This window comes from Halolamina salina (genome assembly GCF_054653455.1).
This window is the reverse complement of sequence record NZ_BAAIGE010000002.1, coordinates 1,576,947-1,603,587: the sequence shown is the minus strand read 5'-3', so window position 1 is coordinate 1,603,587 and position 26,641 is coordinate 1,576,947. Positions and strand designations below refer to the sequence as shown.

The window sequence follows — 26,641 nt, the reverse complement described above, 5'->3', positions numbered from 1 at the left end:
AGTCGGTTACCTATCTGAACTCTTAAGATAAATTATTAATTGAACGGGATCACGTGTGGAACATGGAATCCGACAGTTCCAGCACGGCGGCGTACCTCGCAGAGCACCCGAAGATGGTCGGCGTCCTGTTCACGGCGTTGCTGTTGCTCTCGCAGGCCGGCAGCGTCGCGGGCGGAACGGGCACTACGGTCGGTCCGTAATCGACTCGAAGCGCAGCGAGTTCGTCCAGCGCAGCTCCCCGTCGACGACGATCGGGGTGCGCTGTTCCGCGAGTTCCTCCTCGTACGTCTCCGCCGAGAGCAGGTACTCCTCGATGTCGCCCACGGAGACGTACTGCGTGGCGCCCTCCTCGACGTACGGGTGGGTCATCGCGCCGACCTGATACCGAGAGGTGGGGTACGTCCGGTAGGTGACACGGGCCTGCTCACCGACGACTTCCTCGACTTCGAGCAGCAGCGGGGTCCCCGTCTCCGACTGCGAGATCGTCACCCGGCCGTCGCCGACGACCACGTAGTTCTGTCGGGAGATCCGCATCCGCCGGATCACGTCGAGCGCGCCGTGGAAGTCGAAGCCGATGTCGAGCAGCCGCGCCAGGTGGCGGCCGGTCTCGGTGGCTTTCGCGTTGCTCACGCTGGTCAGCGTCACCACGCCGCCGAACGCGCCGGCGTCGACCAGCGCCTGCCCCTGCTCGTAGGAGGTACAGCCGTTGAGCAGGAACGCCTCCACCCCGGTTCCGGAGAGCGTCCGCAGGTCGAGGTGGCCGTCGGCACACTGCACTCCCTCGTCCTCGACGTGGCCGACGTAGTGGAGGAAGCTCGTCTCCTCCCGGAGCACCTCGCGGAGTTCGGCCGTCGTCAGGTCGTGGTGGCTGCGAATCTCGAACCGGAGCATGTCGAGGAAGCCGTACAGCTCCTCGTCGACCTCCTCGAGCATCTCCTCGTCGTTACAGACCAGCGTCACCGTCGTCGTGCTGTCGTCGGCGGGCTGGCGGTCGAGACGGCGCCGGTAGGCGTCGACGGTCGGCTTCGAGGCGCCCATCGGGAACCCCTCGCCGACCCAGACGTGGCCGTACGTCTCGGTGTCGACCGGCGAGCGTACCGACTCGTCGACGCTGTCGGCGTTCTGCGTGGTTCGCGTCGACCGGAGCAGCCCGCGGGCGTCGTCGGTCCGGAAGAACTCCTCGAGTTCGTCGGGTTCGGTCGGCGCGTTCCCTCGGTCCGACAGCGGCGTCGGCGACCGCACGACTGCGAGGTCGTCGACGACGAACGGCAGTATCTCCGCGTTCCGGACGGCCGGCTCGATGTCGGCGGTCAGGTGCCACTCCAGCAGGTCGTCGGTCGCGGATCGCGGCACCGAGAGGTACGCCGCGGTCCGCCGGTCGACGGGCATCCCGTACCAGCGTTCGGGCGCGATCGACGCTCGCTCGGCCAGCACCTCCCGTTCGTGGAGGTCGACCGGGTAGAGGCCCTCCGTCCGAGTGACGCAGTCGAGCAGGAAGCAGTGCCGGAGCGTGTCGGCCGCGGCCGCCGACAGGTCACCGTCCAAGGGGAACGATTCGCCGTCGGCGACGATCCGCGGCGTCTCGGCGCCGGTGCGGACCGCGGCGCCGAGGTAGTACGACAGCGGCGCGACGGTGAACACGCTGCTGTACTCGTCGGGGACGTGGATCTCGATCCCCGTCTCCGGTCGGTCGAGCCCGTCGGCGTCGAACGCGTCGCCGAACTCCAGCAGGGGCGGGTGTCCCCTGAGCGTCGGAAACGACCGCTCGGGCGAGGTGGTCTTGAGCGCTGACGAGAACAGCGAGACGCCGCGTGCGACCCCGGCCGGCGTCCGCGGGACGGTGACGGTGCCGGCGGGCCGCTGGTGGAGCGACCGGGCGCCGACGACGACCGTCGACTCGCCGTCGAAGCTGACGCGGGTGCCGTGTTCGCCCTCCGCGATCGTCGCGGCGCCGTCGATGCGGAGGTACAGCTTCATCGGGGTGTTCGTCGCCTCGAGGAACGTGGGTCCGGTCACCGACTGCTCGCCGTCGACGACGAGCTGTCGTGCCCCGGCCTCCTCCCGGAGGTGGTAGTCGACCACCGTCGGGAGGTAGAGCCGCCCGGTTCGGATCCGGGCGGCGTCGTCGACGGGGACGGGGAAGGGATCGGTCGACGCCGGCCCGGGGTCGACGGGGCCGGCTTCGACGACGTACTCGACCTCCTCGACCGTGTCGACCACGCGGAGCCCGCGGTCGACGGCCTCGAACTCGATCACTGCTCGTCGAGCGCGACCCAGTTCGTGGTGCCCCGCCCCGGAAGGTGCCACCGCTGTTCGGGACCGGCGGCGCCGGTCCGGAGCTCCAGCCGGGCGTCGAACACGAACTGGAGGTCGGCGACGGCGGCGGAGTCGGACGCACGCGGCAGGTGGTAGTGGCCCATCCCGCGGGCACGCCGGACCTCGCCGGTCAGCCGGTAGGCCAGCCGTCGTACCGTCTCGATCCCGTGGGCTTCGAGCAGCGTCTCGAGGGAGTACAGCCCCACGCGGAGCATCGCCGGCGGCAGCGTGTCGCTGTCGGGACACCGGCTCCGGATCTCGCCGTCGATCCGGCGGACGAGGGCGTCCTCGGCGCCGTCGCGGTCGGCCGACGCGTCCACGACCGCGCTGCTGCGGAGTTCGCCCCCGCTGATCAGCGTCGCCCGGTCGTCGGCGGGCGTGCGGTCCCCGGGGAACCACCGCTCGGCCGCGGCGTCGCCGTCGGTGAGTGCGAACACGCGGTGGCGCTCCTCGTCGGGGTGGCCCAACAGCCGCCGGGTCGCCCGCCGGGAGACCGCCTCCGGCACGTCGCCGGTGACGAGCACCTGCGGCCCGCGCTGTTTGAGTTCGCGGAACGTCTCCCGGAGCCCCCCGCCTTCACCCCGGGCCGATCTGACCGGACTGCTCATACGCGTCGATCGGCCCCCGAGGTGAAAAAGTTCGCCCCGTTTCGGGCTGAAACCGCCGGCGAACCGGTGCCCGTATGTTCTCGGACCGGCTGGTGACGCCCATGAGTTGGGTGAGCCTGTTCTCCGGCGGGAAGGACTCCTCGTGGGCGCTGTACCGGGCCCAGCAGGAAGGGCTGGACGTGGAACGCCTGCTGACGGTCCACCCGGCGGGCGACTCGTACATGTACCACACGCCGGCGACACACCTCGCGCGGCTGGCCGCCGAGAGCGTCGGCCTGCCGCTCGTGGAGGTCGAACCCGACGACTTCGGCGCCGACGACGTGCCCGACGCGGGCGCACAGGGCGACGCGGAGATCGAACCGCTGGAGGCCGCACTCCGGGATATTGCGGCAGAGGGCGACCTGACGGGCGTCACCGCCGGCGCCGTCGAGAGCGAGTACCAGACCTCCCGGATCGAGGGCCTCTGTGACCGCCTCGGGATCGACCTGTTCGCGCCGCTGTGGCAGCGCGACCCCGAGACGCTCGCGACGGAGATGCTCGACGCCGGCTTCGAGATCAGGATCGTCCAGGTCGCGGCCGCGGGGCTGGACGAGTCGTGGCTCGGCCGGACGCTCGACGCCGACGCGCTGGCGGAGCTCCGGGCGCTCAACGACGAGTACGGCGTGCACATCCTCGGCGAGGGGGGAGAGTTCGAGACGTTCGTCGTCGACGGTCCCCACATGGACCGCCGGATCGAACTGGAGTTCACGACCGAGTGGGAGGGAACCCGCGGCCACATCGTCGTCGAGGACGCCTGGTTGGAGTAGCTGGTCCCGCTCCCGGTCGGGGTCGGCCTGCTGTACGGCGTCGTGTACGGGATTTCGGAGTGGGACGCCAGTCAGAAGGGGGTCGACCCCGAGGCGTCGACGACCGAACCGACGGTCGCGCCGTCGGACGACTGACTTCCGGCTACCGCGCCGGGCGCCTCACTCGGTGCGGTGCCACGTCGGGAAGTCCCAGCCGTTGAAGTACGTCCGGCTGGGTCCCTCGATGTCGCTGGCGTAGCCGATCGTGTCCGAGGGGAACGAGAGCATCCCCATCGGCTGATCCTCGGTGATGTGCCGGAAGATCTCCGTGAGCGTCTCCTGCAGTTCCGCCTCGCTCCCGGCGGCCCGGGCCTCCTCGAACAGCCCCTTGGCGTCCCAGTCGGGGTAGTAGCCGTACGGGTTGTACGAGTCGTCCTTGACGAAGAAGATGCTCGCGGTCGTGGGGTTCAGCGGGTAGGTGTTCAGCCCCCAGACGATCTCCATGTCCCACGCGTTGGCGCTCGTGACCTCCCGAGGCCCGGCGTTGAACGAGCCGTTCGACCACTCGTAGTCGTCGGGGTTGTCGGGGACCTCCTGCTGCCAGTAGCCCGTGTTGAACGTCGTCGTGTCGATCCCCTCCGGCTCGACGACGATGCCGGCGTTGGCCTCGATCTCGCTGGCGATGAACTGCGCCTTGCTCCGTTCGAGCTTGCTGCCGGCGCTGTAGTAGAGGTCGATCTGACACCGCGACCCGTTGGGGTTCAGCAGGTACTCGTCGCCGTACTCGTAGTCGGTGTCGGCGATTGCCTCACGGATCCGTTCCCGGGTAGGTTCGGGACCGTACAGCTCGCCCACGCCGTACTTCGTGATCTCCTCTTCGTCGGGGTACCACCGCGACCAGCGGGGCTGCCACGTGTGCTCGACGTTCGCGTACCCGCGCTGGATCCCTTTGACCATCCGCTGCTTGTCGATGGCGCAGGCCAGCCCCTGCCGGAACGCCGTCTTCCGGAAGAGGTTGCCGGGGCCGGCGTTCCAGCCGTTGTCCCGCATGTTGTACGTGAGTACGTCGTTGTACGGCTGCGGAACGACCTCCACGTCGACGTTGTCGAGGTCGTTCAGCCGGGAGACCTGGTTCGGCGGGACGCCGGCGCTGTCGGTCTCGCCGGCCTCCAGTGCGCCCACCCGCGAGGACTGCTCGGGCACGACTTCGGAGACGAGCCGCTCGAAGTACGGCGCCTTCTCGAACGCTCGGGGGGCGTCCTCGACGTCCCGCAGGTAGTAGCTGTCGTTCCGGCTGAACACGCGGCTGCTCCCCCGGTTCCACTCCTCCAGCGTGTAGGCGCCGAGGTTCCCGGTGAACGCCAGCGTGAGCAGCTCCTGATCCTGCTGAAGCCCCTGTTCGTCCTTCTCGGCGACGTACGGTTCGAGTAGCGCCTTCGGGACCGGGTACAGGAACGGGTCCTGCGTCTCGGGGTAGAGGAGGTTCGGGGTTTCGAGCTCGATCTGGAACTCCAGCTCCCCGGTCTGCTCGACCGTCACCGAGTCGGGCCAGCTACTCGCGGCGGCGGTCGCCGCCCAGTCGGACTGGTGAAGCTGTCGGACCTGATAGACGAAGTCCTCGGCGGTCACCTGCCCGTACGGCTCGCTGAACTCGAGGCCGTCCCGGACCGACGCGGTCCACACCTCGCCGCGGTCGGACGACAGCTCGTAGAGCTGGTCGAACCGCTCGTTGCCCGGCCGGTAGGTGTAGCCGCCGTCGAGGGCGTAGCCGATGATGGTCCCCGCGCCCCCGGCGCGGTTGTACAGGGGGTTGAGCGTGTTCACGCGGCCCGCCGTCACCGTCCGGTAGGTCCCGCGTACCTCCGGTAGCTCCCCGTCGGTCGCCGTCGGCTCCTCGGTGCCGAACGCGTTCCCCGCCGTCGTCGTCGGCGTGTCTGAGGACTCGGTGCCGTCGCCGCCGGTACAGCCGGCGAGTCCGGCCGCTCCCGCGACACCCAGCGCCTGCAGCCAGCGCCGTCGAGTGCTCGTTCCGTCGTCGTGCCGTCGGTCCGCAGTCGAACGTCTCACTGTACCGCGTTATTCCCAACGGGTATTGAAAGGACTTTCTAAATGCTCGAAGGTAATTCGACAAGTAGCGAACCTCTCACTCGGGAAAACAGTGGTTTGGGAACACAACACACGCAAAAATTCGGCGTCGTCACTCGCTATCGGCGGTGAACAGCGAAAGAGGTCACTTACTCGCCCTGATACAGCGGCGACCCGGTGTCGGTGCAGCCCGGCCGGCCGCAGACGCCGGCCTCGTCGCCCGCGCGCTCGACCCCGGACGCGAGCGACGGGAGTTCCCACGTCGGGTCGTGGCCCGTCTCGGTCCGATGCTCCTCGACGAACGCCCGGGCCACCCCCAGCGCGTCGAACGTCTCGGCGAGGCCACAGTCGTCGCAGGTGACCGTGACTCGATCGTCGCTCATTACCGGTACTACCCGGCCCGAACACTTAGCACCCGCGTCCCCGACTTTGCCGCGCGGTTCGCGAACGTGTTCGGCACAACTGGGAGCCGAGGGCCGGCCGGACTCCCCACGTATGCCAGCGACGAGCGTCGACGCCGAACGCACGTACAGCGACGGTCGGTTCACCGCCCGCGAGGTGTCGAGAACGACCCACAGCAAGACCGTCTGTGGCTACTTCGAGCCCGGGCAGTTCATCCCCGTTCACGCGCCCGACAGCGACGTGACCGTCGTCGTCCAGTCCGGGAGCGGTGTCGTCCGCGACGGCGAGCGGAGCCACGAGGTCGAACCCGGCTCGGTCGTGACGGTGCCCGCCGGCGAGGACCGCGGCGTCAAAGCCGGCGACGAGCGACTGGAGGCCGTCCTCGTGACCGCACCGCCGCCGAGCGATGCCGAGCACGACCCCGTCCGAAGGGGGATCCAGAACGACGAGTTCGAGCCGTAAGCTACCCTTCCTCGACGATCGCCAGCCGACGGGTGTAGCGTCGCACCATCGAGCCGTCCTCGTCCTGCAGCAGGACGGTGAACCGCTTCTCCCCCGCGACGGTCTCGATCTCGCGGTCGTGGATCGTGAACTCGTAGGGCGGATCCTCGTCCGTGAGTAGCCGGCTGTCGCCGCTCCGGACCTCGATCCGGTCGACACCGTCGGTCTCGCTCAGGTGACAGTGAACGGAGGTCCCGTTCTCCGTCGTCGACTTCGTACAGAGCAGGTCCGGGCTCACGTCGGCGCCGCTTGACTCCAGTGCGCTCTGGAAGTCGACGACCATCGGTCCGGCCGGGAACGTCCCCAGCACGACGACGGTGGCGAGAAACACCGCCAGCATCCCGTTGGGCAGTCGCTTCCCGACGGTCTGTCTGAGGCCCGGGGTCCGCCGCCACCGGAACGCGAGCGGGAGCACGACGAGGTGGTGGATCGGCCCGTAGACGATCAGCAGGAAGCCGTAGGCCATCGGGTAGCGCAGCACGCCGAGCCCGGGGTTGTACGAGTAGACGAGGTTCGAGCCGGCCCAGAGGAAGAAGCCGAAAAAGACCAGCCCGCCGGCTTTCAGCACCCGCCAACTGACCGAGTTGGCGTAGTACACAGTCTTGAGCGTGCTCCAGGCGCTGCCGACGAGGTCGCGGACGCCGACCGACGGCTCCTCGGCGTTCGACCCGTCGTCGCCGTCGGTAGAGTCGCCGCTCATCGTTACTCACCCTTCCCCGGCCGGTCGTGCTCCCCGGAGAGCCGGACTCGGAACGCCGCCACCCCGGCGCTCAGCCGGTCGGTGACGGGGCGCCACTCGCCGCCGACCGACGCCGGCACGCCCCGGAGCGACGGCTGTGCGGTCCACATCCCGACGAACAGCGCCGGCACCGCGGCCAGCGCCAGCAGGCCGCTCCACGGCGCCAGCCCGGGGGCGACGCCGCCGACGCCCCACGCCGCGAACAGGACGGCGAGGAACAGGTTCGACGTGAAGAACGCCCGGACGGCCGCGCGCTCGGTGCCGACCCTGAGGAACGGCCGGAAGCCGAGCACGAACAGCGCGCTCCCGACGACGGCGGTGGCGGCGTACGGCGGGCCGGCGAAGAGACCGACGGCGGCGACGGTCGCGACCGTCGACCAGACCGCGTACTGGATCCCGCGCTGGACCGTGGCCGTCGAGACGACGACCGGGAGCGTCGGAATATCCACCGACGCGAACTCGTCGCGGTAGACGTACGCCAGCGCCCACGCGTGGGCGGGCGTCCACGCGAACACGACCAGCGCCATCAGCACCGGTTCGACCGTGAGCGGCCGGACGGCGCTCCAGCCGGCGAGCACGGGGAAGGAGCCGGCGGAGCCGCCCAGAACCACGCCGAGCCAGTGGCGTCGCTTGAGCGCCACCGTGTAGAGGCCGACGTACGACGCGAAGCCGAGCAGCATGTACACCACCGAGCGCAGGGGGAGCAGTGCGAGCCCCAGCGCCGTCCCGACGAGCAGGAGCGCCGTCGCGAACGCGGCGGCGACGCGGTGGTCGAGGCGGCCGCTGGGGAGCGGTCTGTCGGCGGTCCGCTCCATGTGTTGGTCGAGCTTGCGGTCGTACCAGCAGTTCCACGCCGCCGCGCTCGCGGCGACGCAGGCGCCGGCGACGACGAAGCCCGCGAGCGTGATCGCCGACGTGCCGCCGGCCGCGAGCAGCGAGAACGCGCCGGTGACACAGAGCAGCGTCACGATGCGGGGCTTGACCAGCGACCAGAGGTGGGCGGGGAGTTCTGTGTCCATGAGTTAGGGTCCGATCTGCCAGATCGTCGAGAGCAGGTACCAGTTCAGCGCCCAGAGCGTGATGAAGGCACCGAGGAACACGAGACAGAGCACGAACGTCCCGCGCATGCTGTAAGCGTGGGCGGCCTTCCCTTCGCCACCGTCGGCCGCGGCGCGCTGCACGTCACCCACGGGGCCGCCCTCGAATCGCTCCCCGAACAGCAGCGTGGCGAGCGCGACGACGACGAACAGCGCGCCGCCGACGATGGCCAGTATCGCGGCGACGCCGAACACCACGAAGAACGGCTTGGCCGGCGAGAAGCTGAACGCCGTCCCGGGGATGTCCATCACCGAGGGGTGGCGTCGAGGGACGCCGAACAGGATGCCGGTGTACATCATCATCAGGACGGTCAGCCCCATCGCGCCGCCGTAGAGGTACGGCTGGATCTTCGCGAGGGGACCGAGCGACCAGTCACGGCCGAACACCAGCCTGAGGACGTAGTACCCCAGCCCCATGAACGCGAGCGTCGTCCCGGTCGCGACGGTGGCGTGGAAGTGGCCGACCGTCGCGAGCGTGTTGTGCCACGTCATGTTGAGCTGCATCTGGCCCATCATGACGCCGGTGATCCCGCCGAGGAAGCCGAACAGGATGATGCTCAGGATCGTCGCCGAGAACCCGGGGTCGTCCCAAGGGCTGCTCCAGAGCCAGCCGAACAGGCCGCCGGCTTTCCCCTTCGCCCGGCGGCCGACTTCGAGGCCGGCCGGGATCGCGAACGCGTGGATCATGCTCGCCAGCACCGCGCCGTAGGCGGCGTAGGAGGTGTTCCACATCCGCCAGCCCGCCGAGACCACCGGGTCGGACATCAGGTGGTGGGCCGCGCCGAGGTTGATGAAGAACAGGTACAGCACGAACGCCGCCCGCGAGACTTTCTGGCTCGCGACGACGGCGCCGCCGACGACGTGGGTCAGGAAGTACCAGACGGTGATCATCGCCAGCAGGTTGATCTGCTGGCTCCCGTGGCCGATGATCCAGTACATCTGCCGGTAGAACGCCGGGTCGAGGCTCTCGAAGTAGCCCACGCGCCACAGCAGCGTCGGCACGTAGGTGATCAGCCCACCCAGCAGCGCCTCCAGCGCGACGATGCTCGTGATGAACGCGCCGAAAGTGACCAGCGGGAGCGTCTTGCTCGGGTTCTCCTGCTGGTGGTTCCAGATCGTCGCGAGGAACGGCACCGCGGCGACGATGGCGCCGAGGACGAACACGGTCGCGCCGAGGTAGAACTGCCAACTCGAGGGCAGCGGGACGTAGGACGTGAGCAGCGGCGCCTGGTTGGGGTACTCGGTGAGCAGGATGGCGGCGTTGACGAGCACGGCGCCCGCGGCCATCACGACCCAGCCGACCTTCGCGACCCGGGGCAGCGAGAGCCGGCGCCCGAGAACGAACGGGCCGCCGACGTAGAGGATCGCGATCTCCATGAACACCATCCAGAAGATGAGCAGGTTCCAGGCGTGGACGCTGAGGTACGTGTAGAAGTCGCCCGCGGAGAGCAGGCCGATCGCCTCCCAGCGGGTCAGCGCCACGGCCAGCGCGAAGGTGCCCCCGATCGCGAGGGCGAGGATCGCGGTCAGGCCGTACAGTTTCACCATGTCCTCGGCGGACTTGTGGATGGTGAGCCCGGTGACGTTACACTCACGGAAGCCGTCGCTGTCGTACTCGTACGTGCTGAAACCGAACATCTACACCACCTCCACGACGCCCTTCATCCCGACGCCGAGATGGGGCTCGCAGTAGTACTTGTACACGCCGCTCGTCTCGAACGTGTGCTCGACGCTGAACCCCTCGTTTTCGAAGGGTTCGTGCCCTTCCCAGCCCGCGCCGTCGGGCTGGGACTCGACCAGTAGGTTGTGGTTGTTCGACGCCCACTCGAAGGTGACCGTCGTCCCCTGCGAGACGGAGACGGCCGGCGGATCGAAGGCGTACGGGCCGCCGTTGCCCTCGGCACCGACGGTGACGGTGACCTGATCGGCGCCGGTCTCGTCGACGGTCGTGCCGTCGTAGTTCCCCGTCGCGCTGCCCGCAGCGTCGCCGGTGAACCACCCGCCGTAGTCGGCGTCGCCGCCGGAGCCGCCGGAGCCGCCGCTCTCCTCCGGGGCGGTGACGGCGGACTCGTCGTAGTCCTGCACGACGAACTTCCCGTGCATCGAGCGGTGGCCCTCGCCGCAGAACTCGTTGCAGACGACGTGGTAGGTGCCGGGGTCGTCGAAGGACATCTCCAGCACCCACTCGTAGCCCGGAAGCACCTGCAGCGAGATCTGCTGGCTGAGGTTGTCCGCGTTGCGCACGGAGAAGCCGTGCTGGACGTCGTAGGAGCCGAGGTGGAACCGGTACGTCTCGCCGGGCTTGAGCACCGCCGGCAGCCCGTCCCAGCCCCACTGGAGCGCGCCCACGTACACGTCGTTCTCCGGGGGGACGAGTAGCTCCTCGCCCCCGACGGTCAGCGTCCCCGCCGACTGTTTGTAGGCCTGGACTTTCTGCTGGAGCGCCTCGGTGGAGACCTGATACGTCTCCCCGGTCTGGTTCTGTTCGCCGAACTCGGTCCAGCCGATCATCCAGCCGAACAGGGTCAGCGCCCAGACGCCGCTGATCCCCAGCCAGATCGACTCGCGGCGGTTGATCTTCTCGCTCCACCAGTCGCCGTCAGGGGGGGTGATCGGGGAGTCCATCGGCGATCACCCCATCGGAACCGTCAGGACGTCGATGACACCCCAGACGACGTACGCCAACATCCAGTAGATGATGGCGGCGAGCGCGAGCAGCCAGATGCTGTCCAGCAACTGCTGTGGCCACGGGGCGTTCTCTGTCTCTGTCGCCATACTCGGAACACGACGCAACAACCCCCTGAACCTACTCCCGAACGTATTCGCCGTCTCCCGATTCCGGGACGGAAAACGAGTCCGTTACTCCTCGCGGTCCGCGATCTCGGAGTGGGCGCCGACGAGCGCCCCCGAGAGGTCCAGCCCCTCGACGTAGCTCGCGGTGTCGACGATCGAGTCACGCAGCGAGGAGTCGACGACCGTGGCGTCGTCGAACACGACGCTCCGGTCGATCTCGCCACCCTCGACGGTCGCGCCGGACATGACGTGGACGTTCTCGCCCAGTTCGGCGTCGACGGTCGCGTCGTCGGCGATCATGTTCTCCCCGTCGAGCTTCCACTCGACGGCGTCGAGGTAGCTCTCGGGCGTGCCGATGTCGAACCACGCGCCGTCGAAGGTAAAGGCGTGGACGGCTTCGCGGGACTGGAGCCACTGGAGGAACCAGCCGGGTTCGTCGGGGTTGTTCTCGCCGGCGAGGTACTCATCGAACTGCGGCAGCGTCTCCGCCGGGAACGCGTAGCAGGCGATGGAGACCAGCGTGCTCTTGGGCTGGTCGGGCTTCTCCTGGAAGTCGACGATGCGGTCGTCCTCCAGTTCGACGAGGCCGTAGGAGCTGGCTCGCTCCTTCGAGCCAACGTCGTAGGCGGCGAGACAGGGCGTCCCCTTCTCCTCGAAGAAGTCGCCGAACTCCGCGAGGTCGAACGAGATGAGGTTGTCGCCGGCGACGACGAGCAGGTCGTCGTCGATCCCCTCGCGGTCGATCAACTGGGCCAAGGCGCCGACGACGCCGAACTTCTCGTCCTCGTCGACGGTCTCCTCGACGGAGACGACGGGCTTCTCGAACTCGCTGTCGGCGAGGTAGTCGTGGAAGTCGTCGGCGAAGCGCTCGTTGGTCGAGACGTACACCTCGTCGACGCGGTCGTCGGCCTCCAGATCGGCGAACACGTCGTCGATGACGGTCCCCTCGCCGACGGGGAGGAACATCTTCGGGCGGTTGCGGGTGATCGGCCAGAGACGCGTGGCGTAGCCGCCCGCGAGAACGATAGCCTTCATGGCACCGTGGTCGGGGTGGAGACGGTAAACGCTTTTTCAATTCTCCCACGGCGGGCGGAAAGGCGTTTGTTCGCGCCGCCCCAACGGTACCCATGGAGGAAGCGACCACCCGCCAGCGGATCGTCGACGCGCTCCGGGGGGAGCCGGCGACGCCGCGGGAGCTGTCCAAGCGCGTCGGCGTGCCCACGAGCGTCGTCTACGACCACGTCCGACACGTCGCGAAGAGCCTCGCGAACGACGACGAGCAGCTGTTGGTCGCGCCGCCGGAGTGCAAAGAGTGTGGCTTCGCCGGCTTCGACGATCCGCTGTCGGCGCCGAGCCGGTGTCCGGAGTGCAACTGCGAGCGCCTCGCCGAGCCGCAGTTGGTCGTGGAGTCGCGGTAGCAGTTTCACCTCGGGACGGTAAGGTTTTCCCGCACTCACCTACTCCCACGGGTATGGTCACCCGGCTGGTGCTGGGCTGTGGCGCGGTCGGCTTCGATCTCCTCCAGCGGCTCCCCGACGGGGAGACGACCGTCGTCACCGACGAGGAACCCCGCGCCGAGAGCCTCCGCGAGGCCGGCATCGCCGCCGTCGAGGGCGATCCCACCGACCCGGCGGCCCACGCCCCCGACGCCGACATCGTGCTCGTCGCGAGCGACGAGCCCGAGCGAAACCGGGCCGTCGCCGCGGCCGCCCGCGAGACGTTCCCCGACGCGATGCTGATCGCTTACGCCGGCGAGGGGGCACGACCCGACACCGTCGACGCAATCCGCGAGACGGTCGACCGGCTGATCGACCCGACCGAGGCGCTGGCCGGGCGCGTGCTCGACCGGACGGTCGGCTTCGAGAGCGAGCGCGCACGCGGCCTGCGCGGGGCGCTGCTCGCCGCCGAGGAGCCTGTCGCCGTCGTCGCCCACGACAACCCCGACCCCGACGCCATCGCGAGCGCGGTCGCGCTCTGTCGGCTGGCCGACCGGATCGGCGTCGACGCCGACCCCTGCTACCACGGCGAGATCAGCCACCAGGAGAACCGCGCGCTGGTGAACCTCCTCGACCTCCCGATGGTCCGGCTCGAAGACGACGATATCGAGGCGTACGGCGGCATCGCGCTGGTCGACCATTCACGGGCGGGCGTGAACGACAGCCTCCCCGATGACACGGAGATCGACATCGTGATCGACCACCACCCGCCGCGAGGCCCCGTCGACGGCGAGTTCGTCGACCTCCGCAGCGGCGTCGGCGCGACGAGCACGCTGCTTGCGGAGTACCTCGACCGCTTCGACGTGCCCGCCGACACCACGACCGCGACCGCGCTGCTGTACGGCATTCAGGTCGACACAAAGGAGTTCACCCGCGAGGTGTCGAAGGCCGACTTCGCGGCCGCGGCGTCGCTGATCCCCGACGTCGACGCCGACACGCTCTCGCGGGTGGAGTCGCCCAGCCTCTCCATCGAGACGGTGTCGGTGCTGGCCGCGGCGATCGAGAACCGCACCGTCGACGACGGCGCGCTCTCGACCTGCGTCGGCGAGGTCCGGGACCGCGACGCGCTGGCGCAGGCCGCCGAGCGCCTGCTCGACATGGAGGGCGTCCAGATCACGCTCGTCTACGGGTTCATGGACGAGACGATCTACGTCTCCGGCCGGTCACGCGGCTCCGAACTCGACCTCGGCGAGACGCTGCGGGACGCCTTCGGCGCCATCGGCGACGCCGGCGGCCACGCCGACATGGCCGGCGCCCAGATCCCGCTGGGGATCCTCGCCGAGACCGGTCCCGACCGGACCGGCTCGCTGACCGAGATCGTCAGGGAGGTGGTCGAGGAGCGCTTCTTCGACGCGCTGTCGGACGCGCCGGACGCGCCGACGGCCGACGACTCGCTGGAGTACGACTACGCCCCCGAGGGGGCAGCGTCGGTCGCGCTGCCGTACGAGGAGGGCCGCGACGACACCGAGCGCTGAGCCTGTCCCTTTTTCGTCGCCGGGCCCGAACGGTGAGTGATGAGTGCCAAAGCGCGGGTCAAGGAGTACATGACCCGGGAGGTGGCGACGGTCGACGCCGACGACACGGTCGGCGACGTGGCGCGACGCATCGCCGAGAGCGACCACAACGGGTTCCCGGTGACCGACGGCCGGAAAGTCGAGGGGTTCGTCTCCGCGCGGGACCTGCTGCTCGCCGACGAGGAAGCGCCGATCTTCACCGTGATGGTCGAGGACATCGTCGTCGCCCACCCCGAGATGGACGTGATCGACGCCGCGCGGGTGATCCTGCGCTCGGGGATCCAGAAGCTGCCCGTCGTCGACGACGCCGGCAACCTCACGGGGATCATCTCCAACACCGACGTGGTGCGCAGCCAGATCGAGCGCGCCACCCCCGAGAAGGTGGGCGAACTGATGGAGACGCTGCAGCACATCCACGACGTGACGGTCAGCGAGGAGCGCCGCCGGGTCCGCCTCGACGACCTCATCCCCACGCAGGACCGGGTGTACGCCGACGAACTCGAGGGGCGCCGCTACGAGCTCGAACACGGGCTGGCCGAGCCGCTGGTCGTCATCGCCAACGCGACCGGCGACAAGGAGCTTCTCCTGTTGACCGACGGCCACCACCGCGCGCTGGCCGCCGACCGATCGGACATCGAGGAGATGGACGCCTACGTGATCGTCGTCGAGGCCGACGAGCCGATCACGCTGGGGATGGAACGCACCGCCGAACAGGAGGGGCTGGACTCCATCGACGACGTGGCGGTGGTCGACTACGCGCGCCACCCCCTGATCGAGACGACCAAGCGCCTGCAGTAACGGGCCGTTCGTTCCGTGCGTCGGTAGGATTATGTTCTCTCGGGGAACTCCGATAACTAATGTCGGCCGAGACGATCGTCGATCGACTCAGACAGCCCGCCTACACCGGCGAAAACCGGTGTACGCCCTGTACCGTGGTCAACGTCGGCGTCGCCATCGTGCTCGCAGTAGTCCTCGGCGTCGTCGTCCCGGTCGCCGGCGTCGCCGCGCTCGTCCTGTCGCTGTCGGCCATCTACCTGCGTGGCTACCTCGTTCCCGGCACGCCCGAACTCACGAAGCGCTACCTGCCCGACCGCGTCCACCGCCTGTTCGGGAAGGCTCCCGACCTGCCGGACGCGGGCGAAGCCGTCGACGTGGAGGCGTACCTGCTCGACGCCGGCGTCCTCCGGGAGACGGCGACCGGTGACGAACTCGAACCGACCGACTCCTTCCGGGCGGCGTGGGACGAACGGATCGACGAGGTGCGCGAGCGCCCGGCCGCGGCGGCCGGCGAACTGCTGGGGCTGGACGATCCCGGCGTCGAGGAGCGCGACGGCGCGACGGTGGTGACCGACGAGGGGATCCACGTCGCGGACTGGCCCTCGCGCGCGGCGCTGCTCGCGGATCTGGGCGCGGCGGCGCCCCTGCGTGCCCGCGACCCGACGTGGCCGAGCCGGAGCCGGGAGGAGCGGGGTCGCATCCTCGCCGGCCTGCGGCTGTTCGTCGAGCGCTGCCCGGCCTGCGGCGGGACGCCCGAACTCGGCGAGGAGACCGTCGAATCCTGCTGTCGACGGGCGGAGGTGTACACTCATCAGTGCCGGGACTGCGGCGCGCGCCTGCTGGAGATCGAGCAGTAACGGGAGCGGCAGCTATTCCTCCCCGCCGGCCGACCCCCCCACATGACCGCCGACCGCGACGCGCTCGAACGCCGGACCAGCGACGCCCAACAGCGACTCCGCGACCGCGGCGACGACGGCCTCGTCCTGTTCCCCAGCCTGAACCTCCGCTACCTCGCCGGCTACTCCGAAGACCCCGGCGAACGCCACTTCCTCCTCTTCGTCCCCGCGACGGGCGAGCCGGTCTTCCTCGTCCCGGAGCTCTCTGGCGAGCAGGTCCGCGAGGCGTCGTGGGTCGGCGACGTGCGGACGTGGAGCGACGCCGAGGACCCCGTGCCGACGATCGCCGAGATCGCCGGCGAACTGGGGATGGGCGAGGGCCACCTGCTCGTCGACGACACGATGTGGGCGCTGTTCACGCAGGACCTCCGGGAGGCGCTCCCCGGTGCGACGTTCGGCCTCGCGAGCGAGGTGCTGGGCGAGCTCAGGGTCCGGAAGGACGACGCCGAACTCGACGCGATGCGCCGGGCCGGCGCCGTCGCCGACGAGACGGTTCGGGACCTCCGGGCGATGGGCGAGGAGGCACTCGGGCTGACCGAGGCCGAACTCGCCGCAGAGATCGAGGAACTGCTCGAGGCCAACGGCGGCACGGGCGTCGCCTTCGAGACGATCGTCGGCGCCGGCCCGAACGGCGCGAAACCGCACCACCACCACTCCGACCGGGAGATCACCCCCGGCGAGCCGGTGGTGCTCGACTTCGGCACCCGGGTGGACGGCTACCCCTCCGACCAGACGCGGACGCTCGTGTTCGGCGGGGAGCCGAGCGAGCGGTACCGAGAGGTTCACGAGGTCGTCCGCGAGGCACAGCAGGCGGGCGTGGATGTAGTGGCGCCGGGCGTGACTGCGGAGTCCGTCGACGCCGCGACGCGGGCGGTGATCGAGGACGCGGGCTACGGCGACGAGTTCATCCACCGCACCGGCCACGGCGTCGGCCTCGACGTGCACGAAGAGCCGTACATCGTCGAGGGGAACGACCGCGAACTCCGGCCGGGGATGGTGTTCAGCGTCGAGCCGGGGATCTACCTCCCCGGGGAGTTCGGCGTCCGGATCGAGGACCTCGTCGTCGTCACCGAGGAGGGCTGCGAGCGGCTGAACGACACCGACCGCGGCTGGCGCTGCTAATTAGATCAGGTCGTCGGGGTCGTGCTGTGCGGCCATGCGCTCGGCCTCGGCGGCGTACTGCTCGCGCTTGTCGTCGCCGGTCTCGCCGAGGTTTCCGGGGTCGGCGTCGATGGCGGCGGTGGTGTCGCGGTGGTCGCCGAAGGAGGTGAGCGCGCGCTCCTTCCGGAGGTAGCGCTCGCCGTCGGGGGTGGCGTAGACGAGGATGACGATGTTCTGCTCGTCGTCGGAGTAGGTACGTTCGACGAGCCAGACGCGGACGGTGTCGGCGTCGCTGTCGTCGGCCATGTCGACACGGACGGTCGGCCTCGTCAAAACGTTTCAGGCCGGCCTCGGCGTGTGAGAACGCGGGCGGGGCCGGCGACCTTACTCCTCGTCGACGGGCTTGCGGGGGACGATCGTCGGTCCCTCCGGGCCGAACCCGACCTCGGCCTCGACGCCGAACACGTCCTCCAGCAGGTCCGGCGTGACCACCTCGTCGGGCGGTCCCCACTCGTAGGGCTGGCCGTCGCGGAGCGCGATGAGGTTGTCCGCGAAGCGGGCGGCCTGCCCGATGTCGTGGAGGACGACGCAGACCGTGACGCCGCGCTCCTCGTTGAGTTCGCGGGCGGCGCGCAGCACCCGGAGCTGGTGGTGGAGGTCGAGGAACGTCGTCGGCTCGTCGAGCAGCAGCGCGTCGGTCTCCTGTGCGAACGTCATCGCGAGCCACGCGAGCTGTTGCTGCCCGCCCGAGAGCCCGCCGACCGGTCGGTCGGCGAGGTGGGAGACGCCGACGCGTTCGAGCGCGCGGTCGATCGCCTCGTGGTCCTCCTCGCTCAGCGACTCGAAGAAGCCGCGGTGGGGGTAGCGCCCGTGGGCGGCCAGCTCCCGCACCGTCGTCGACGCCGGGGCCTCGTTCTGCTGGGAGAGCAGCCCCAGCTTCCGGGCGAGCTCGGTCGTCTCGTACTGCTCCACGTCCCGGCCGTCGAAGTAGACCATCCCGTTCTCCGGCGAGAGCTCGGCGTTCATCGACTTCAGCAGCGTCGACTTCCCGCTGCCGTTCGGGCCGACGAGCGCGGTCACTTCGCCGGCTGGCACGGTCAGCCGGTCGAGTTCGACGACCGGCTCGCCCGGCTCGTAGGCGAGGCTGAGGTCGCTCGCCTCGATCCCGGGCGGTTCCTCGTCGCCGTCGGTCGTCTCGCCGCTCGGTCCGACAGTGCTGTCCCCGTCCGGGGTGGTGTGCTTGCTCATAGTTGACCGACCTCCGTTCGCCGCATCAGGTAGAGGAAGTACGGGCCACCGACCAGCCCGGTGACGATCCCGACCGGGAGCTGCGTCCCGGGGATCGCCAGCCGCGCGCCCACGTCGGCGACGACGACCAGCGCCGGGCCGGCAAAGGCGCTGCCCAGCACTACGCGCTTGTAGTCCGAACCGACCAGTTGACGGACCATGTGCGGGACGATCAGGCCGACGAAACTGACGATCCCCGCGACGGCGATGGCGGTGCCGGCCGCGAGCACCGCCACGCCGGAGAGCAGGAACCGCACGCGCTCGACGGACATCCCCAGCGAGCGTGCGGTGCGCTCGCCCAGCAGTAGGACGTTGAGTTGGCGGGCGCCGGCGAGGGTGATCGGCACCGTCGCGAGCGTCCACGGCAGCGCGATCCGGACCTGCTCCCAGTCGACGCCGGTCAGCGAGCCGGTCGTCCACGAGATCGCCGACTGGACGACGCCCAGATCGTCGGTGAAGAAGAACAGCCCCGTCTGGAGGGAGTTGAACACCGTCGAGACGATCACGCCCGCGAGCACCAGCCGGACTGGGTTGGTGCCGCCCTTCCACGCGATCGCGTAGACGAGGCCGAAGGCGATCGCGCCGCCGCCGGCGGCGATCAGCGGGAGGAACGACGCCAGCCCGGTGAACACGACGAGCGTGAGCAGGATCGCCAGCCCCGCGCCCGCGGAGACGCCGAGGATGAACGGGGAGGCGAGCTCGTTGCGCGTCACCGCCTGGAACACCGCCCCCGAGATCGCGAGGTTCGTCCCGACCATCATCGCGACGAGCACCCGCGGCAGGCGGATCCCCCAGACGATCAGCGTCTCGCGGCCGAGCTCGACTTCGCTGGTCGAGAAGCCCAGCAGCTCCGCCGTGCGCGTCCCCAGCCCGTCGCCGAGCAGCAGGCGTAGCGGATACTGGGGGTTGGTCCAGACGGCCGGGTCGAACACGGCGCGCCACGCGTCGAGAATGGACATCGTGTACGTCCCGAAGCTCACCTGTACCAGCCCGCCGACGCCGACGATCAGACAGCTCCCGAGGATCAGCGTCGCCACCCGGGAGTCGATCCACGAGACCGCGGCGCGGAGCTCGGGGACGATCTCGCCCGTCTCACTCGCCACGACGATCTCCCCCGCGTTGCATATGCTTTAGGCAGCCCTAAATGGGGATAAGGGTAGCGATCCGACGCCACCCGATCGCGTCACTCGGTGAACGTGACGACCTTGGCGTCGGCCGTCTCGCGGAGCCGTTCGGGAGCGATCGACCACATCGACGTGGGCGTCCCCGCGGCGGCCCAGACGATGTCGTACTCGAGCAGCGCGGGATCGAACAGCGTCGGCAGGTCGGACTCGTGGCAGATCGGCGGGACCCCGCCGATCGCCCACCCCGTCGCCTCCCGCACCAGGTCGGGCGAGGCCATCGAAACGTCCTCGGCGTCGACGCCCGTCCACTCGGCGATCGCCGCCTCGTCGACGCGCTCGGCGCCGGAGGTGAGACAGAGCACCGCGTCGCCGTCGTCCTCGCCGGCTCCCTGTGCCGGCGAGCCTCCCACATCGAACACGAGGCTGTTCACGATCTGCCCGATCTCGCAGTCGACCGCCTCGGCGGCGTCGGCGGCCGTCGGCGTCCCCTCCTCGGGGAACTCCACGGGATCGATCGCCAGCCCGTGGCGCTCCTCGGCGAACTCTGCGAACTCCGCGACGCGTGCGTGCATACGCCGTGGCTCGCTCTCGGGGGGTATGTGCCTGTCGGGGGCGCCTGCCGATAGATTGATAATCGTGTGCATTGTTAATGAGGGACATGGTTCGATCGGCGAACAACGCGACCGACCAGCGGCTGAGCGCCCTCGAATACGCCTGCCGGGGCGTCGTCGGCGACCGGCTCCGCAGCGTCAGCGTCGACGGCCCGGAGTACAGCGGGACGCTCTACCGCCGGAGCGATCTCGCCCCCGGCACCGACGGGCCGGTCCACGAGGCGATGGCCGAGGGCGCTTCCTGCGAGTCGCCGGTGTTCGCCGACGGCGGACGGTCGCCCGCCACCGACTCCGACCACAGCCGAACGGTCTGTGAGTTCGACAGCGGCTACGTCGCCCGGGTCCGGATCGGCGACACCAGCGTCGTCGCCACTACCGACGGGCTGAGGATGGATCGCGAGTCGGAGCTATCCGCGGCGGTGAAGGGCGTCTTCGAGTAAAAGGTGCGGTGCCGGTCAGGCGAACAGCGCCGTCGCGGCTTCCTGTGCGGTCTCGATCACTGGCCCGAAGCCGGGCAGCAGCAGGACCGTCCCGACCAGCGCGATCGCCAGCGCGGCGTACAGCGCCGTCGGCGTCGCGCCGAGATCGTGCTCGCCCTCCTCGAACCACATCGCCCGCACGACGCGGGAGTAGTAGTACAGCGAGAGCGAGCTATTGATCACCGCGATCACGACCAGCCACCAGAGGCCGGCCTCGACGGCGCCCGCGAAGAGGAACAGCTTCGAGAAGAAGCCGCCCAGCGGCGGGACGCCCGCCAGCGAGAACAGGAACGCCGTCATCGCCACCGCGGCGAACGGCTTCTCGGCGCCCAGTCCGTTGTAGTCCTCGAACCGGCGCCCGACGCCCCAGTTCTCGGCCAGCGCCACGAACAGGAACGCGCCCGTGTTCATGAAGCCGTAGACGAACAGGTGGGCCATCGCGGCGCCCATCACGTCGCCGTTGGTGCTGGCCTCCGCGGAGATCGCGGCGAGGCCGATCAGCACGTAGCCGGCGTGCCCGATCGAGGAGTACGCCAGCATCCGCTTGACTTTCTCCTGGGTGGCGGCGGCGAAGTTACCGAGCACCATCGTCGCCACCGCGAGCACCTGGAACAGCAGTGCCCAGTCGATCCCGGCGCTCGTCGCGGCCCCCAGCGGGAAGCCGACGACGAACACGCGGAACGCCAGCGCGAAGCCGGCGGCCTTCGAGGCCGAGGAGAGGTACGCCGAGACCGGCGCGGGCGCACCCTCGTACGCCTCGGGCGCCCAGAAGTGGAACGGCACCGCGGCGGTCTTGAACAGGAAGCCGCCGGCGACCATCAGGACGCCGACGCCGGCGATCCCGGTCCGGCCGCCGAGCCCGGACTCGAACGCCGCCGCCACGTCGGGCAGCAGCAGCGAGCCGGTGGCACCGTAGATCAGCGAGACGCCGAACACGAAGATCGCCGAGGAGAGCGCGCCGATCAGGAAGTACTTCAGACCGGCCTCGCTGCTCCCGCGGTCGTCCTTCAGGAACGCGACCAGCGCGTACGACGGCAGGCTGACCAGTTCGAGCGCGACGAACGCCGTCGCCAGCGAGTTCGCGCTCGCCATCAGCGACATGCCCGTCGTCGCCAGCAGCACCAGCCCGTACAGCTCGCCGCGGTTGCCGTCGTCGAAGTAGTCGTAGGCCGCCAGCGCGACAAGGATCGTCACCGCGGCAAACAGCGCGGTGAAGAACAGCGACATCCCGTCGACGACGACCGCGTCGGCGTACAGCGAGATGCCCTCGGTCGCCAGCCCGGTGTCGGCGGACAGGAACCAGCCCGCGGTCCCGAGCGAGGCGAGCGAGCCGATCACGGAGATGCCCGCGAGGACGCTCGCGTCGCTGGAGTCGGGCCACACGCTGTCGTAGAGCAACACCGCAAGCGCCGTGAGCCCCAGCAGGAAGGTCGGCGTCAGCGGCGGTGCCGTCACCATCAGGCACCACCTCCGACGAGCGGGGCGATCGCGTTCTGGATCATGTCGAGGAACAGGTCAGGGGCGACGCCGAGCGCGATGACTGCGAGCAGCAGCACCGCAAGCGGCGCCACGTCGTGGAACGGGGCCGGGCCGACCTCGTAGTCGGCGTCGAGGCTGAACGGCCCGAACAGGGTGCGCTGCATCGCCAGCAGCAGGTAGCCCGCCACGATCACGATCCCGAACATCGCCGCCGCGGTGAACAGCGGCGCGCTCGGGATCACCGTGGAGTGGAACGAGCCGACGAAGATGAAGTACTCCCCGGCGAAGCCGGCCATCAGGGGCAGCCCCATGTAGCCGAACGCGCCGGCGACGAAGATGCCCACCGTGACGGGCATCCGGTCGGCCAGCCCGGACATGTCGCCGACCATCCGGGTGTGGGTGGTGTTGTAGATGACGCCGACGGCCATGAACATCAGCCCCGAGATCAGGCCGTGAGCGATCATCTGGAACGTCGCGCCCGCCACGCCGAACTCGGTGTAGGCGATCAGGCCCAGCAGCACGTAGCCCATCGACGACACGGAGGAGTACGCGACGATGCGCTTGAGGTCCTCCTGTGCCAGCGCGAGGATCGCGCCGTAGATCACGGAGAACGCGCCGAGGGCGGCGATCAGGACCGCGAGATCGCCCGCCACGTCGGGCAGCATCGTGAAGTTGAACCGCAGCATCGCGTACGTCCCCATCTTCAGCAGCACCCCCGCCAGCATCACCGACGCCGGCGTGGGCGCCTCGACGTGGGCGTCCGGCAGCCACGTGTGCAGCGGCGCGACGGGCACCTTCACCGCGAACCCGACGAACATCGCGAGGAACGCCGCGAGCTTCAGCGTGTCCGGGGCGAGTCCCATGAACGAACTCACGTTGCCGCCCGCGTTGAGCGCCATCGCGACCTCCGGCAGCGCCAGCGTGTCGATGCTGTCGCCGAGGCCGCCGAACGTGAGCGCGACGAAGCCGACGAACATCAGCAGGCTCGCCACGTTCGTGTAGACGAAGAACTTGATCGCCGCGTACTTGCGGCGCGGGCCGCCCCAGACGCCGATCAGGAAGTACATCGGCAGCAGGGTGGCCTCCCAGAAGACGAACCAGACGAAGAAGTCCAGCGCGGTGAACATCCCCAGCAGGTTCGCCTCCATGAACAGCATCAGCCCGTAGAACTGCGACTGGCGCGTGTCGATCGGCGTCCACGCGCTCACGATCGCGAGCGTCGTCAGGAACGCCGTCAGCACGACCAGCGGCAGGCTGATCCCGTCGAGCCCGGTGAACCACTGCACCTGATAGCCCGACAGCGTCAGCAGGTCGAACTTCGTCTCGAAGGATAGCGTCCCGCCCGTGAGGGCGTTGCCGCTCCCGTCGAACTGTGTCCACATCCAGAGCGTCCCGACCAGCGGGACGAGGCTCAGCGCCGCGCCGACGCGGTTGGCCACCTCGTCAGGGACGAGGAACGTGACCAGCGCGGCGACGAACGTGAAGCCGATGAGCGTCTCGATGATCATTCAGAACCACCCTCCGTAGATCGCGAACCCGACGAGTAACACGGTCAGGCCGATCGTGAGCATCGCGGCGTAGTGGGTCACCAGCCCGTCCTGGATCCGCTTGATCCGGGAGCCGCCGAACAGGCTCACGCTGGAGACGCCGTTGACCACGCCGTCGACGACCGCCTGATCGAACGTGTCGGCGACCTTCGACAGCGGGAGCACGACGCTCTCGGCGATCCAGACCTGGTACTCGTCCTGGTAGTAGTTGTTGTACAGCACCTCACGCAGACTCCCCAGCTTCTCGGTGTGGGGTTCGGGGTCGGCGCCGCCGTAGAGGACGTACGCCGCGCCGGCGCCGAACAGCGCCAGCGCCAGCGAGAGCAGGCCGACGAGGTACGACGGCAGCTCCGCCGCCGTCATGCCGGCGCCGTAGTCGGCCACCAGCAGGTGGTGGTAGTGCTCGCCACCGGTCCCGAGCGCCGCGGCCCAACCGGAGCCGGGGTTCCCGTAGAGCCACTGGTGCAGGAAGTCGATGTGTGCGCCCGTCAGATCCTGGACCGGGACCATGTTGACGAACCCGACGGTCGTCGCGAGGATCCCGAGCACGACCAGCGGGAGCTTCACGTTCCAGCCCGGTTCGTGGGCCTCCTCGGCCGTCTCCGAGCGGGGCTCACCGTGGAAGGTGAGCATCACCATCCGGAACGTGTAGAAGCCGGTGAACAGCACCGCGATCAGACCCATCCCGTAGGCGATCAGCAGCGCGGTACCGAGGCCGCTCGTGGTGCCGAGGCCGTGGACGAGCGCCTCGTACAGCACCTCGTCCTTCGACCAGAAGCCGGCGAACGGCACGATGCCCGCGAGCGCGAGCGAGCCCGCGAGGAACGTGTAGTAGGTGACGGGCATCTTCTCCTTCAGGCCGCCCATCTCCCACATGTCCTCGTTGTGGTGCATCGCGATGATCACCGAGCCGGCGCCGAGGAACAGCAGCGCCTTGAAGAACGCGTGGGTGAGCAGGTGGAACGTGCCGGCGACGTAGCCGCCGGCGCCAAGCCCCAGCATGATGTAGCCGTACTGGGAGATGGTGGAGTACGCGAGCACCTGCTTGATCTCGTTTTTGACCAGCCCCATCGTCGCCGCGAACAGGGCAGTGAACGCGCCGACCAGCGCCACGACCGCCAGCGCGGTCGGGGAGAGCGCGTAGAAGCCGTACATCCGGGCGACGAGGTAGACGCCGGCCGCGACCATCGTCGCCGCGTGGATCAGCGCCGAGACGGGGGTTGGGCCCTCCATCGCGTCGGGCAGCCACGTGTGCAGCGGGAACTGGGCGGACTTGCCGATCACGCCGCCCAGCACCAGCAGGCCGACCGCGGTGAACCACGCCCGCGGGCCGAGCCCGAGGAACGTGTTCACCGTCGCCTCGCCGTGGATCGCCTGCTCGGCGAGATGCGGGAACGAGTGCTCGCCCGCGAACTGCGCGGTGCCGAACGTCGCGAACACGGCGACGACGCCGATCAGGAAGAAGTAGTCACCGAAGCGGGTGACCAGGAACGCCTTCTTCGCCGCGCTGGGCGGGCCTGCCTGCCGGAACCAGAACCCGATCAGCAGGTACGAGCAGAGCCCGACCAGCTCGAAGAACATGAACGCCATCAGGAGGTTGTCGGCGACGACGAACCCCAGCATCGAGGCGGTGAACAGGCCCAGCCCGGCGTAGTACCGGGGCAGCCCCGTCTCGCCCTCGTCGTTCATGTAGCCGAGCGAGAACACGTGGACCAGCAGCGCGACCAGCGAGACGATGAGCAGCATCATCGCCGACAGCGGGTCGAGCAGCAGCCCGAACGTCAGTTCGAGCGGCTGGCTCAGGCTCCCGGTCGCCTCGGTCCCGGCGGCCCACGTGTATATCGTCTCGTTGTACGTCTCGCCGCCGCTGACGGTGAGGAACACCCACGCGGAGAGCAGCAGCGAGCCGGCTGTCGCCGCGATCCCGGGGAGCGCGCCACCTTTCGGTAGCAGGTCCCGCCCGGAGAGGGCGACCCCGACCGCGAGACAGAACGAGAGGAACGGTAGCAGTACGATCGCCGGTGCGTAGTCGAATGCTCCTACCATCTTACCACCTCATCGACTGCGGAAGGGTCACGTCGACGTCGTTGAAGTTGCGGTACAGCACGAGGATGATGCCGATGCCGACAGCCACTTCGGCCGCGGCCAGCCCCATCACGAACAGGCTCATCACCTGCCCGGTGAGGTTCCCCCACTGGACGCTGAACGCGACGAAGTTGATGTTCGCGGCGTTGAGCATCAGCTCGACCGACATCAGGAACAGCAGCGCGTTCTCCCGGGTCAGCAGGCCGTAGAGGCCGATGGAGAACACCGCCGCCGACAGCACGAGGTAGTACTCGATGGGGACCATCAGTCGGCCACCTCCTCGTCGCGTTCCGAGGAGCGTGGCTCCTCGCTGTCGGACGCCTTCCGACCCCCGTCGGTGAGGGCGGTGACGTACGAGCCGTCGGACTGTCGACGTGCCAGCGTCACCGCGGCGACGGTCGCGACCACCAGCACGAGGCCGATGATCTCGAACGCCGCGAGGAACCCCTCGACGGCGACCGCCGACATGGTCTGTAGGTCCATCAGCGCGTAGCCGATCCCCGCGACCAGCGACGCGTCCTCGGCGAAGCCCGCGGCCTCGCCGAAGTTGCTCGTGAGGAACACCGCCGCGAGCACGACGAATAGCACCGCCGCCGCCAGCCCGTTGGCGTAGTTACCGTCCTCCTTGAGCTCGGGTCGCGTGACCATCTAGCTGTACACCTCCGATTTCGGCTGCTGGGTTCGCGTGAGCATGACGGCGAACGTGATGAGCACGAGCACGCCCCCGATGTAGACGAGGATCTGCATCGCCGCCGGGAACGTGGCCTGCAACATCACGTAGTGAACCGCCAGGCTCGTCAGCGCGCCGCCGAGCAGGAGTGCGGCGTGCCAGGGGTCCTTCACGAGGACGACTCCCAGCGCACACCCCACCGTGAGGGCGGCGAACAGCGCGAACGTGATTGTCTCTGTGACCATTGTG

29 protein-coding genes are annotated in these 26,641 nt (G+C 69.2%); 9 read left to right on the top strand and 20 right to left on the bottom strand.

Annotated features, from left to right (window positions below; all coding sequences use genetic code 11):
• The first annotated feature begins 62 nt into the window (after positions 1-62).
• Positions 63-200, top strand: a complete 138-nt coding sequence (locus ACYQZ5_RS08655) for a DUF7503 family protein (protein ID WP_379731202.1) — start codon at positions 63-65, stop codon at positions 198-200.
• On the opposite strand, the gene ACYQZ5_RS08650 is transcribed toward ACYQZ5_RS08655, so the two are convergent.
• Positions 184-2,256: a hypothetical protein gene (locus ACYQZ5_RS08650; RefSeq protein WP_459845859.1), complete on the bottom strand. Its 2,073-nt coding sequence runs from the start codon at positions 2,254-2,256 to the stop codon at positions 184-186. The genes ACYQZ5_RS08655 and ACYQZ5_RS08650 overlap by 17 nt on opposite strands.
• Entirely contained in the window at positions 2,253-2,924 is a 672-nt protein-coding gene (locus ACYQZ5_RS08645) for a DUF7504 family protein (RefSeq protein ID WP_459845857.1), read from the bottom strand. The genes ACYQZ5_RS08650 and ACYQZ5_RS08645 overlap by 4 nt, the downstream gene beginning before the upstream one ends.
• A 101-nt stretch (positions 2,925-3,025) precedes the next feature.
• On the opposite strand from ACYQZ5_RS08645, the gene ACYQZ5_RS08640 reads away from it, so the two are divergent.
• Positions 3,026-3,730 (top strand): diphthine--ammonia ligase, encoded by a 705-nt coding sequence (locus ACYQZ5_RS08640; RefSeq protein WP_379818416.1) that lies wholly within the window; start codon positions 3,026-3,028, stop codon positions 3,728-3,730.
• Between the two features lie 159 nt (positions 3,731-3,889).
• Here the strand turns inward: ACYQZ5_RS08640 and ACYQZ5_RS08635 are convergent, their stop codons facing one another.
• Complete coding sequence (locus tag ACYQZ5_RS08635; RefSeq protein ID WP_379732249.1) at positions 3,890-5,776, bottom strand: ABC transporter substrate-binding protein; 1,887 nt, start codon at positions 5,774-5,776, stop codon at positions 3,890-3,892.
• Positions 5,777-5,943: 167 nt separating this feature from the next.
• Entirely contained in the window at positions 5,944-6,177 is a 234-nt protein-coding gene (locus ACYQZ5_RS08630; protein WP_379818418.1) for a DUF7542 family protein, read from the bottom strand.
• Between the two features lie 112 nt (positions 6,178-6,289).
• Between ACYQZ5_RS08630 and ACYQZ5_RS08625 the strand changes: the two genes are divergently transcribed.
• Complete coding sequence (locus tag ACYQZ5_RS08625) at positions 6,290-6,658, top strand: cupin domain-containing protein (protein ID WP_379732764.1); 369 nt, start codon at positions 6,290-6,292, stop codon at positions 6,656-6,658.
• 1 nt (position 6,659) lies between these two features.
• On the opposite strand, the gene ACYQZ5_RS08620 is transcribed toward ACYQZ5_RS08625, so the two are convergent.
• The 6 genes from ACYQZ5_RS08620 to ACYQZ5_RS08595 form a co-directional block, all read right to left on the bottom strand.
• Positions 6,660-7,397, bottom strand: coding sequence for a hypothetical protein (locus ACYQZ5_RS08620; protein WP_379732766.1), 738 nt, complete (start codon positions 7,395-7,397; stop codon positions 6,660-6,662).
• A 2-nt stretch (positions 7,398-7,399) separates the two neighbouring features.
• The gene (locus ACYQZ5_RS08615; protein ID WP_459845852.1) at positions 7,400-8,455 is read right to left on the bottom strand and encodes a protoheme IX farnesyltransferase; all 1,056 of its coding nucleotides are present in this window, start codon (positions 8,453-8,455) and stop codon (positions 7,400-7,402) included.
• A 3-nt stretch (positions 8,456-8,458) separates the two neighbouring features.
• Complete coding sequence (locus tag ACYQZ5_RS08610) at positions 8,459-10,171, bottom strand: cytochrome c oxidase subunit I (RefSeq protein ID WP_379731842.1); 1,713 nt, start codon at positions 10,169-10,171, stop codon at positions 8,459-8,461.
• A complete protein-coding gene (locus ACYQZ5_RS08605) occupies positions 10,172-11,158 on the bottom strand; it encodes a halocyanin domain-containing protein (protein ID WP_379731841.1) in 987 nt (328 codons plus the stop codon). It abuts the gene before it with no gap.
• 6 nt (positions 11,159-11,164) lie between these two features.
• Positions 11,165-11,308, bottom strand: a complete 144-nt coding sequence (locus tag ACYQZ5_RS08600) for a hypothetical protein (protein ID WP_379731840.1) — start codon at positions 11,306-11,308, stop codon at positions 11,165-11,167.
• Positions 11,309-11,392: 84 nt separating this feature from the next.
• Complete coding sequence (locus ACYQZ5_RS08595) at positions 11,393-12,361, bottom strand: nucleotidyltransferase family protein (protein ID WP_379731839.1); 969 nt, start codon at positions 12,359-12,361, stop codon at positions 11,393-11,395.
• Between the two features lie 92 nt (positions 12,362-12,453).
• On the opposite strand from ACYQZ5_RS08595, the gene ACYQZ5_RS08590 reads away from it, so the two are divergent.
• Genes ACYQZ5_RS08590 through ACYQZ5_RS08570 form a run of 5 tightly spaced genes read left to right on the top strand, consistent with a single transcriptional unit; the run spans position 12,454 to position 17,131 of the window.
• The gene (locus tag ACYQZ5_RS08590; RefSeq protein WP_379731838.1) at positions 12,454-12,744 is read left to right on the top strand and encodes a transcriptional regulator; all 291 of its coding nucleotides are present in this window, start codon (positions 12,454-12,456) and stop codon (positions 12,742-12,744) included.
• A gap of 53 nt (positions 12,745-12,797) precedes the next feature.
• Positions 12,798-14,297, top strand: coding sequence for a DHH family phosphoesterase (locus ACYQZ5_RS08585; RefSeq protein WP_459845849.1), 1,500 nt, complete (start codon positions 12,798-12,800; stop codon positions 14,295-14,297).
• Positions 14,298-14,336: 39 nt separating this feature from the next.
• Complete coding sequence (locus ACYQZ5_RS08580; protein WP_379732466.1) at positions 14,337-15,134, top strand: CBS domain-containing protein; 798 nt, start codon at positions 14,337-14,339, stop codon at positions 15,132-15,134.
• A gap of 59 nt (positions 15,135-15,193) precedes the next feature.
• A complete protein-coding gene (locus tag ACYQZ5_RS08575; RefSeq protein WP_379818091.1) occupies positions 15,194-15,970 on the top strand; it encodes a DUF8054 domain-containing protein in 777 nt (258 codons plus the stop codon).
• 42 nt (positions 15,971-16,012) lie between these two features.
• Positions 16,013-17,131 (top strand): M24 family metallopeptidase, encoded by a 1,119-nt coding sequence (locus ACYQZ5_RS08570; protein ID WP_379818090.1) that lies wholly within the window; start codon positions 16,013-16,015, stop codon positions 17,129-17,131.
• On the opposite strand, the gene ACYQZ5_RS08565 is transcribed toward ACYQZ5_RS08570, so the two are convergent.
• The 4 genes from ACYQZ5_RS08565 to ACYQZ5_RS08550 all read right to left on the bottom strand — a co-directional run bounded on the left by ACYQZ5_RS08565 (position 17,132) and on the right by ACYQZ5_RS08550 (position 20,093).
• A complete protein-coding gene (locus tag ACYQZ5_RS08565) occupies positions 17,132-17,416 on the bottom strand; it encodes a DUF7967 family protein (RefSeq protein WP_379730625.1) in 285 nt (94 codons plus the stop codon).
• 78 nt (positions 17,417-17,494) lie between these two features.
• Positions 17,495-18,358: an ABC transporter ATP-binding protein gene (locus ACYQZ5_RS08560; RefSeq protein ID WP_459845845.1), complete on the bottom strand. Its 864-nt coding sequence runs from the start codon at positions 18,356-18,358 to the stop codon at positions 17,495-17,497.
• The gene (locus tag ACYQZ5_RS08555; protein WP_459845843.1) at positions 18,355-19,500 is read right to left on the bottom strand and encodes a FecCD family ABC transporter permease; all 1,146 of its coding nucleotides are present in this window, start codon (positions 19,498-19,500) and stop codon (positions 18,355-18,357) included. The genes ACYQZ5_RS08560 and ACYQZ5_RS08555 overlap by 4 nt, the downstream gene beginning before the upstream one ends.
• Positions 19,501-19,580: 80 nt before the next feature.
• Positions 19,581-20,093, bottom strand: a complete 513-nt coding sequence (locus ACYQZ5_RS08550; protein ID WP_379730628.1) for a YbaK/EbsC family protein — start codon at positions 20,091-20,093, stop codon at positions 19,581-19,583.
• A gap of 86 nt (positions 20,094-20,179) precedes the next feature.
• Here ACYQZ5_RS08550 and ACYQZ5_RS08545 point away from each other — a divergent pair, with 86 nt between their 5' ends.
• Positions 20,180-20,572 carry a DUF7522 family protein gene (locus tag ACYQZ5_RS08545; RefSeq protein ID WP_379730630.1) on the top strand — a complete coding sequence of 131 codons (393 nt, stop codon included), beginning with the start codon at positions 20,180-20,182 and terminating at the stop codon, positions 20,570-20,572.
• A 15-nt stretch (positions 20,573-20,587) separates the two neighbouring features.
• On the opposite strand, the gene ACYQZ5_RS08540 is transcribed toward ACYQZ5_RS08545, so the two are convergent.
• Genes ACYQZ5_RS08540 through ACYQZ5_RS08515 form a run of 6 tightly spaced genes read right to left on the bottom strand, consistent with a single transcriptional unit; the run spans position 20,588 to position 26,637 of the window.
• Entirely contained in the window at positions 20,588-22,069 is a 1,482-nt protein-coding gene (locus tag ACYQZ5_RS08540) for an NADH-quinone oxidoreductase subunit N (RefSeq protein ID WP_379730631.1), read from the bottom strand.
• Positions 22,069-23,598: a complex I subunit 4 family protein gene (locus ACYQZ5_RS08535; protein WP_379730632.1), complete on the bottom strand. Its 1,530-nt coding sequence runs from the start codon at positions 23,596-23,598 to the stop codon at positions 22,069-22,071. Before ACYQZ5_RS08535 ends, ACYQZ5_RS08540 begins: the two co-directional genes overlap by 1 nt.
• Positions 23,599-25,683, bottom strand: coding sequence for an NADH-quinone oxidoreductase subunit L (gene nuoL, locus ACYQZ5_RS08530; protein WP_379730633.1), 2,085 nt, complete (start codon positions 25,681-25,683; stop codon positions 23,599-23,601). It lies immediately after the preceding gene.
• 1 nt (position 25,684) lies between these two features.
• On the bottom strand, positions 25,685-25,987 hold the full coding sequence (gene nuoK / locus ACYQZ5_RS08525) for an NADH-quinone oxidoreductase subunit NuoK (RefSeq protein WP_379730634.1): 303 nt from the start codon (positions 25,985-25,987) through the stop codon (positions 25,685-25,687).
• The gene (locus tag ACYQZ5_RS08520) at positions 25,987-26,370 is read right to left on the bottom strand and encodes a proton-conducting membrane transporter (protein WP_379730635.1); all 384 of its coding nucleotides are present in this window, start codon (positions 26,368-26,370) and stop codon (positions 25,987-25,989) included. The genes nuoK and ACYQZ5_RS08520 overlap by 1 nt, the downstream gene beginning before the upstream one ends.
• On the bottom strand, positions 26,371-26,637 hold the full coding sequence (locus tag ACYQZ5_RS08515) for an NADH-quinone oxidoreductase subunit J (RefSeq protein ID WP_379730636.1): 267 nt from the start codon (positions 26,635-26,637) through the stop codon (positions 26,371-26,373).
• Positions 26,638-26,641: the final 4 nt, after the last annotated feature.

Excerpts from the sequence above, each read along its gene's own strand:
- ACYQZ5_RS08655 (WP_379731202.1), top strand. The coding sequence starts at position 63 with ATGGAATCCGACAGTTCCAGCACGGCGGCGTACCTCGCAGAGCACCCG.
- ACYQZ5_RS08645 (WP_459845857.1), bottom strand. The coding sequence starts at position 2,924 with ATGAGCAGTCCGGTCAGATCGGCCCGGGGTGAAGGCGGGGGGCTCCGG.
- ACYQZ5_RS08640 (WP_379818416.1), top strand. The coding sequence starts at position 3,026 with ATGAGTTGGGTGAGCCTGTTCTCCGGCGGGAAGGACTCCTCGTGGGCG.
- ACYQZ5_RS08630 (WP_379818418.1), bottom strand. The coding sequence starts at position 6,177 with ATGAGCGACGATCGAGTCACGGTCACCTGCGACGACTGTGGCCTCGCC.
- ACYQZ5_RS08625 (WP_379732764.1), top strand. The coding sequence starts at position 6,290 with ATGCCAGCGACGAGCGTCGACGCCGAACGCACGTACAGCGACGGTCGG.
- ACYQZ5_RS08620 (WP_379732766.1), bottom strand. The coding sequence starts at position 7,397 with ATGAGCGGCGACTCTACCGACGGCGACGACGGGTCGAACGCCGAGGAG.
- ACYQZ5_RS08615 (WP_459845852.1), bottom strand. The coding sequence starts at position 8,455 with ATGGACACAGAACTCCCCGCCCACCTCTGGTCGCTGGTCAAGCCCCGC.
- ACYQZ5_RS08610 (WP_379731842.1), bottom strand. The coding sequence starts at position 10,171 with ATGTTCGGTTTCAGCACGTACGAGTACGACAGCGACGGCTTCCGTGAG.
- ACYQZ5_RS08605 (WP_379731841.1), bottom strand. The coding sequence starts at position 11,158 with ATGGACTCCCCGATCACCCCCCCTGACGGCGACTGGTGGAGCGAGAAG.
- ACYQZ5_RS08600 (WP_379731840.1), bottom strand. The coding sequence starts at position 11,308 with ATGGCGACAGAGACAGAGAACGCCCCGTGGCCACAGCAGTTGCTGGAC.
- ACYQZ5_RS08595 (WP_379731839.1), bottom strand. The coding sequence starts at position 12,361 with ATGAAGGCTATCGTTCTCGCGGGCGGCTACGCCACGCGTCTCTGGCCG.
- ACYQZ5_RS08590 (WP_379731838.1), top strand. The coding sequence starts at position 12,454 with ATGGAGGAAGCGACCACCCGCCAGCGGATCGTCGACGCGCTCCGGGGG.
- ACYQZ5_RS08585 (WP_459845849.1), top strand. The coding sequence starts at position 12,798 with ATGGTCACCCGGCTGGTGCTGGGCTGTGGCGCGGTCGGCTTCGATCTC.
- ACYQZ5_RS08580 (WP_379732466.1), top strand. The coding sequence starts at position 14,337 with ATGAGTGCCAAAGCGCGGGTCAAGGAGTACATGACCCGGGAGGTGGCG.
- ACYQZ5_RS08575 (WP_379818091.1), top strand. The coding sequence starts at position 15,194 with ATGTCGGCCGAGACGATCGTCGATCGACTCAGACAGCCCGCCTACACC.
- ACYQZ5_RS08570 (WP_379818090.1), top strand. The coding sequence starts at position 16,013 with ATGACCGCCGACCGCGACGCGCTCGAACGCCGGACCAGCGACGCCCAA.
- ACYQZ5_RS08565 (WP_379730625.1), bottom strand. The coding sequence starts at position 17,416 with ATGGCCGACGACAGCGACGCCGACACCGTCCGCGTCTGGCTCGTCGAA.
- ACYQZ5_RS08560 (WP_459845845.1), bottom strand. The coding sequence starts at position 18,358 with ATGAGCAAGCACACCACCCCGGACGGGGACAGCACTGTCGGACCGAGC.
- ACYQZ5_RS08550 (WP_379730628.1), bottom strand. The coding sequence starts at position 20,093 with ATGCACGCACGCGTCGCGGAGTTCGCAGAGTTCGCCGAGGAGCGCCAC.
- ACYQZ5_RS08545 (WP_379730630.1), top strand. The coding sequence starts at position 20,180 with ATGGTTCGATCGGCGAACAACGCGACCGACCAGCGGCTGAGCGCCCTC.
- ACYQZ5_RS08540 (WP_379730631.1), bottom strand. The coding sequence starts at position 22,069 with ATGGTGACGGCACCGCCGCTGACGCCGACCTTCCTGCTGGGGCTCACG.
- ACYQZ5_RS08535 (WP_379730632.1), bottom strand. The coding sequence starts at position 23,598 with ATGATCATCGAGACGCTCATCGGCTTCACGTTCGTCGCCGCGCTGGTC.
- nuoL (WP_379730633.1), bottom strand. The coding sequence starts at position 25,683 with ATGGTAGGAGCATTCGACTACGCACCGGCGATCGTACTGCTACCGTTC.
- nuoK (WP_379730634.1), bottom strand. The coding sequence starts at position 25,987 with ATGGTCCCCATCGAGTACTACCTCGTGCTGTCGGCGGCGGTGTTCTCC.
- ACYQZ5_RS08520 (WP_379730635.1), bottom strand. The coding sequence starts at position 26,370 with ATGGTCACGCGACCCGAGCTCAAGGAGGACGGTAACTACGCCAACGGG.
- ACYQZ5_RS08515 (WP_379730636.1), bottom strand. The coding sequence starts at position 26,637 with ATGGTCACAGAGACAATCACGTTCGCGCTGTTCGCCGCCCTCACGGTG.